The sequence below is a fragment of the uncultured Campylobacter sp. genome (assembly GCF_937997405.1).
In the GTDB taxonomy this organism is placed as follows: domain Bacteria; phylum Campylobacterota; class Campylobacteria; order Campylobacterales; family Campylobacteraceae; genus Campylobacter_B.
Genome location: NZ_CALKTL010000179.1, coordinates 1 through 4,958, shown reverse-complemented (window position 1 = coordinate 4,958; position 4,958 = coordinate 1). Strand labels below are relative to the sequence as shown.

Genomic DNA, 4,958 nt, shown 5'->3' with positions numbered 1-4,958 from the left:
TGATTTCATAGAAATCCTTTCTTAAAAAATTTCATTACCGCTCGCGGCGGACAAGCGGCGGGTCTTTTGAAATTTTAAAGCGGCTTGCATTGAAATTTTAAAATTTAAAAGCAACCTGTTTCGTTATCATTGCTCGTCCGCTTAAGAAGCGAGCGGGATTCTATTTCGGCGGCGGATTTAAACACAGCGCGCAAAAACAGGCACAGCATCGAAATTTTAAAAAACGACGCGAAAATATGAGGCGGAAATAAAATGCAAAAAAAGGCTTGGGAATTTGGCGAGCTTGAAAAGGTCGCAACGGACGAGGGCTTTATTTGGTACGCGGAACTGGCGTTAAAAAGCGAAAGCTTCGGTGAGGTGCCGTTTTGCCTCGTGTCTGCAGATACGGCGGATGTGGACGATGAGACGATTTCGCTTGCTCGGCGGATCGCCCGAAATATCGATCGGTACGTAAAAGACGCCCTTGTCTTCTTGCGAGACGAGCTTAGGCGCGAGTATCGTTTGGGCGAGGATGAGCTTAGACTGCTTGACGTGCCCGTTTGCGATCTGCCGTTTGAGCTGCCGCAATGCACGTTTTACGCGCGCGATACGCAGTGGCTGCTGAGATTTGCCGAGGGTGCGCTTGATATTTGCGAGCCTTTCGGCATCGGGGTGATTTTTGAGGGCGAAAAACCGCTGTGCGTGGAAAATTTAGAGCTCAGCAGAGAGTATTAACCGCGGATAAAATTTTAAATTTAGAGGCGATTTTAAAATTTACGTAGCGCGCAGATCGGCGCGTTATGGCGCACTCTCGCGGATAAATTTAATCGCGGCTCGTTATCCTTTTTGAAATTTTGTGGCGCACCGCAGCGGCTAAGATACACTTTGAAAAGGCAGCGTTTAAATTTCATTTCCTGCGCTGTGTCGCGCAGATCCCTCTTTCGTGCCCTTAAAAGCTAGCGTTTATGACGGCGGCGTGAATGTAGGTGCGGGCTCGTCGGAATTCTACGAAAAATTTTGAAAGTATCCGCGCACAACGGCAAGTAAAAAGCGCGCGAAAATTCGGCGTTTGGACGCATGCCCGCTCATAGCTGCTACGGATTGGGCGAGCGAAGCGACAGAATTTAAACGCAGGGCGCGCGCAGGAAAAAGTCGAAGATAGGTGCGGAGAGATGCAAAAAAAACGGAAAGGCGCGCAGCGGTATAGAGTGGGGTAGTGCGACTGCCGCAAATCGGGCTCGTAAATTGCGGATCGAAAGCGGGCTGAAATCAAAAGCTCGGCGCGTAGATTTACGGATCGCGCGTCTAGGAAAGGACGGGGCGCGCACCGCTAATTTAGCGATTTGGCGCGCAGAACGCGAATCAAAAAGCGCCGTAAGCAAAGAGGCGCGCAGCGAAATTTTGCCGCAAAATTTACGCTTTTTAAAATTCTGCTTGCAGAGCTTGCCCGTGAAATTTTAAAGCTCTTGGCGGTCTTTTTTGAAATTTATGAAGCAGATCGCCGCGCAAGCGCCGCCGAGTAAAATTTGAGATCAAAGCAAGCTGAAAGTAGAAATTTTAAGCGCGAGCAAATTTGGCTCGCAAATTGCGGATCGGGTGTATGCGATGGCAACGGCGCGGAGCGCAAATTTAGCGGAAAATCGATGTATAAATTTCGCGCGCAAATTTCGCGCTCCGCCAGGTGGAATTTAACGCGCAAATTTCACGACGTTTCGAGTCTCGCGATTTACAGCTTCCTAAGCTTTGCGATCTCATCGCGCAGCGCTGCGGCCTTTTCAAACTCCAGCGCGGCCGCGGCGTCGAGCATCTGCTTGCGAAGCTCCTTTACGATCTTGGCGCGCTCGGCGGCGGGCATTTTCTCTAAATTGGCACCCTTTCTTAAAATTTCGGTGCCGTCCTCGATTTTTAGGCTCTCTTCGATATTGCGGCTCGCAGAATGCGGGGTTATGCCGTGGGCGCGGTTGTATTCATCTTGAAATTTACGGCGCTTTTGGGTGATGTCGATCGCCTCTTGCATCGAGGCGGTGATCTTTTTGCAAAACATCACGACCTGCCCGTTCACGTTTCGCGCGGCTCGCCCCATCGTCTGAATGAGGCTGGTGCGCGAGCGCAAAAAGCCCTCCTTATCGGCATCCATGATCGCGATAAGGCTTACTTCGGGCAGATCGAGCCCCTCGCGGAGCAGATTTATACCGATTAGCATATCGTATTCGCCGCTGCGCAGACCGCGGATGAGCTCGTTGCGCTCGATCGCATCGATGTCCGAGTGCATATATTTGACCTTAAGCCCAAGTTCCAGATAGTATTTGCTCAGCTCCTCCGCCATCTTTTTGGTTAGCACGGTCACTAAAATCCGCTCGCCGCGCGCGATGACCTCCTTTGCCATATCGTGCAAAATTTCGACCTGGTTGTCGCTGTCTTTTAAGATAATCTGCGGATCAAGTAGCCCCGTCGGGCGCAGTATCTGCTCATATACGGCTCCGCGGCTAAGATCCAGCTCGTAATCATTTGGCGTTGCAGAGACGAATAGGAATTTAGCTTTTTTATTGATAAACTCATCAAACATCAGCGGACGGTTATCAAGTGCGCTAGGCAGACGGAAGCCGTACTCTACGAGCGTTTCTTTGCGGCTGCGATCTCCTGCGAACATACCGCGAAACTGCGGCAGGCTCACGTGGCTTTCATCGACGATAACGAGGTAGTCCTTGCCCTTGCTCTCGTAGTAATCAAAGAGCGAATAGGGCGTCTCGCCCGGCTTTTGACCGGTCAGATAGCGCGCATAGTTTTCGATCCCCTTGCACATCCCCGTGGCGCCCAGCATCTCAAGATCAAACTCCACTCGCCCTTTAAGCCGCTGCGCCTCGACGAGCTTGCCCGCGTCCTCGAAAAATTTTAACCTCTGCTCAAGCTCCTCCTCGATCCCTTTGATCGTTGATTTCAGGCGCTGCTCGCCCACGATGAACTGGCTCGTCGGGTAGAGAATAAATTTTTTGACGCTTTGCGTCTTTTTATTTTCGAGCACGTCCAGATGATACATCGCCTCTATCTCGTCGCCGAAAAACTCGACCCTAAACGCCTCATCGTTAAAATACGCGGGGTAGATGTCGATCACGTCGCCGTTTACGCGAAAATTCCCGCGATCAAAAAAATCGTCGTTGCGCTTGTAACCCATATCGACGAGCTTGCGAAGCAAAAATTTGGTGCTAAATTTTGATCCGATCTCAAAAAACAGCACCATGCCTTTGTATTCGGCGGGATCGCCCAGGCCGTAGTTTGCCGAAACCGACGCCACGGTGATGACATCGTCGAAGCTTAGCAAGCTCGCAGTGGCGCTTAGCCGCAATCGCTCGAGCTCTTGGTTTACGTCGCTGTCCTTTTCGATGAAAAGATCCTGCCTTGGGATGTAGGCCTCGGGCTGATAATAATCGTAGTAGCTGATGAAGTACTCGACGTGATTTTGCGGGAAAAAGCCCTTAAATTCGCTATAAAGCTGTGCTGCGAGAGATTTATTATGCGTCATTACGAGCGCAGGAATTCCGAGGCGCTTGATGATATTTGCCATGGTAAAAGTTTTGCCCGAGCCGGTAACGCCGAGAAGAGTTTGGTATTTGTTGCCGCTTTGAAAGCCCGCAACGATGCCTTCGATTGCTTTTTCTTGATCCTCGCTTGGAGAGAATTTGCTCTCGATTTTAAAATTTTGCAAAATTTTTCCTTTTTTAAAGCCAAAATTGGGTAATATTTTCATTTAAATTATATCAGAAAAGGCGAAATAATGGAATCAATCTTTGACGAAGAGAAAAAGGTCGAGGGCTTAAGCAATAAAGTAGCTGAGCTGATTAGACGCTATAGCGAAGCTAGAGACGAGAACGAAAAGCTACGCACCGAGCTAGCGACGGTCAAGGCGCAAAACGAGGCTTTGGGAATGCAGCTTGGTACGCTAGAAAATGATCTGGCATATCGCAAGATGAGCGATGAGGATCTAAGCAAGCAGATCGACGATATTTTGGCAGGCGATAATTTAGGCGAGAAATGAAAGAAATTTCGGTTCAGCTGACGAGTAAGTCTTTGACGAAAAAATACGCGATAAGCCTGGATGATGACTTTGCGAAGGTCTTCGGTAGGGACTGGCGGATTTTAACTCGCGGCAGCGATCATCTGGATGCGGGCGAACTGCTTGAAGCCTATATCCAAAAAAGCTATGAAAATTTTATGCTTAATAAAAAAATAGATGCCTTGGTAAAGGACATCGACGAAGGAGTAAAATGATGAAAATGAGAAAAGGTGCGGCAGTAGGCGGCGGCGTAAGTGGGATAATATTTTTAGCTATTATAATCTTCGTGATAGTAAAAATAATATATCCTAAATTAAGCGGTGCTAAGGATGAGGTTTTAGTAAAAGCCTACGCAGTCGAGCTTGAAGGTGTATTTAAGGATATACAAAGAGATTACCTCAATCAAGGTGAATTTAGAATGCTTAAAAGTATGACGGGCTCCAGACAGTTTAGTGATAGCGATCTGGCACGTAGCTTAGCAGTCAATCAAAGCTTTACCTATGGCGTAGGACCGAAACTGAAAAACGATATGATCTTTTGCGCGACGATCACCTTGCGTCAAGATAGTGATGGATATTTTTTCGAGACCTCGAATATAAATCGCAACAGGGAGCGCTGCGAAGCATTTCATAAAGATACGACTTATATGAAGCTAAATGGCTTTAGGATAGGTAAATAATTTTTAAAATTTAATCGCGTGACTGCTATGGATTCGTAAAGCGTACGTGTAGCATGAGCGCGATAATGCTAGTGAAGTGCGTAGCCGTATATCGGCTCGCACCTCGTGCCAAAAACATGTTAAGATCTCAAGAATTCATCTTTATAGGTATTTTTTAAAATTTAGCTTTAAAATTGGCATTTTGCATTTACTTGAATATATTTACTTGTTGTACTTCCAGCTGCTTCTGCTCCTATTATCAAATCAGCT

Annotated in this window: 5 protein-coding genes; 4 read left to right on the top strand and 1 reads right to left on the bottom strand. The window is 47.7% G+C overall.

What is annotated here, in order from left to right; translation table 11 throughout:
- The first annotated feature begins 252 nt into the window (after positions 1 to 252).
- The gene (locus Q0372_RS09510; RefSeq protein WP_298105280.1) at positions 253 to 714 is read left to right on the top strand and encodes a hypothetical protein; all 462 of its coding nucleotides are present in this window, start codon (positions 253 to 255) and stop codon (positions 712 to 714) included.
- A gap of 991 nt (positions 715 to 1,705) precedes the next feature.
- Here the strand turns inward: Q0372_RS09510 and uvrB are convergent.
- Positions 1,706 to 3,724, bottom strand: a complete 2,019-nt coding sequence (gene uvrB / locus Q0372_RS09505; RefSeq protein ID WP_298105278.1) for an excinuclease ABC subunit UvrB — start codon at positions 3,722 to 3,724, stop codon at positions 1,706 to 1,708.
- A 27-nt stretch (positions 3,725 to 3,751) separates the two neighbouring features.
- Between uvrB and Q0372_RS09500 the strand changes: the two genes are divergently transcribed.
- Genes Q0372_RS09500 through Q0372_RS09490 form a run of 3 tightly spaced genes read left to right on the top strand, consistent with a single transcriptional unit; the run spans position 3,752 to position 4,709 of the window.
- Positions 3,752 to 4,012: a hypothetical protein gene (locus Q0372_RS09500; RefSeq protein WP_177388007.1), complete on the top strand. Its 261-nt coding sequence runs from the start codon at positions 3,752 to 3,754 to the stop codon at positions 4,010 to 4,012.
- Complete coding sequence (locus Q0372_RS09495; protein WP_005871317.1) at positions 4,009 to 4,245, top strand: hypothetical protein; 237 nt, start codon at positions 4,009 to 4,011, stop codon at positions 4,243 to 4,245. Before Q0372_RS09500 ends, Q0372_RS09495 begins: the two co-directional genes overlap by 4 nt.
- Entirely contained in the window at positions 4,242 to 4,709 is a 468-nt protein-coding gene (locus tag Q0372_RS09490) for a hypothetical protein (RefSeq protein WP_298105276.1), read from the top strand. Before Q0372_RS09495 ends, Q0372_RS09490 begins: the two co-directional genes overlap by 4 nt.
- The last annotated feature ends 249 nt before the right edge of the window (positions 4,710 to 4,958 follow it).

Coding starts and splice junctions, on each gene's coding strand:
- Q0372_RS09510 (WP_298105280.1), top strand. CDS start 253: ATGCAAAAAAAGGCTTGGGAATTTGGCGAGCTTGAAAAGGTCGCAACG.
- uvrB (WP_298105278.1), bottom strand. CDS start 3,724: ATGAAAATATTACCCAATTTTGGCTTTAAAAAAGGAAAAATTTTGCAA.
- Q0372_RS09500 (WP_177388007.1), top strand. CDS start 3,752: ATGGAATCAATCTTTGACGAAGAGAAAAAGGTCGAGGGCTTAAGCAAT.
- Q0372_RS09495 (WP_005871317.1), top strand. CDS start 4,009: ATGAAAGAAATTTCGGTTCAGCTGACGAGTAAGTCTTTGACGAAAAAA.
- Q0372_RS09490 (WP_298105276.1), top strand. CDS start 4,242: ATGATGAAAATGAGAAAAGGTGCGGCAGTAGGCGGCGGCGTAAGTGGG.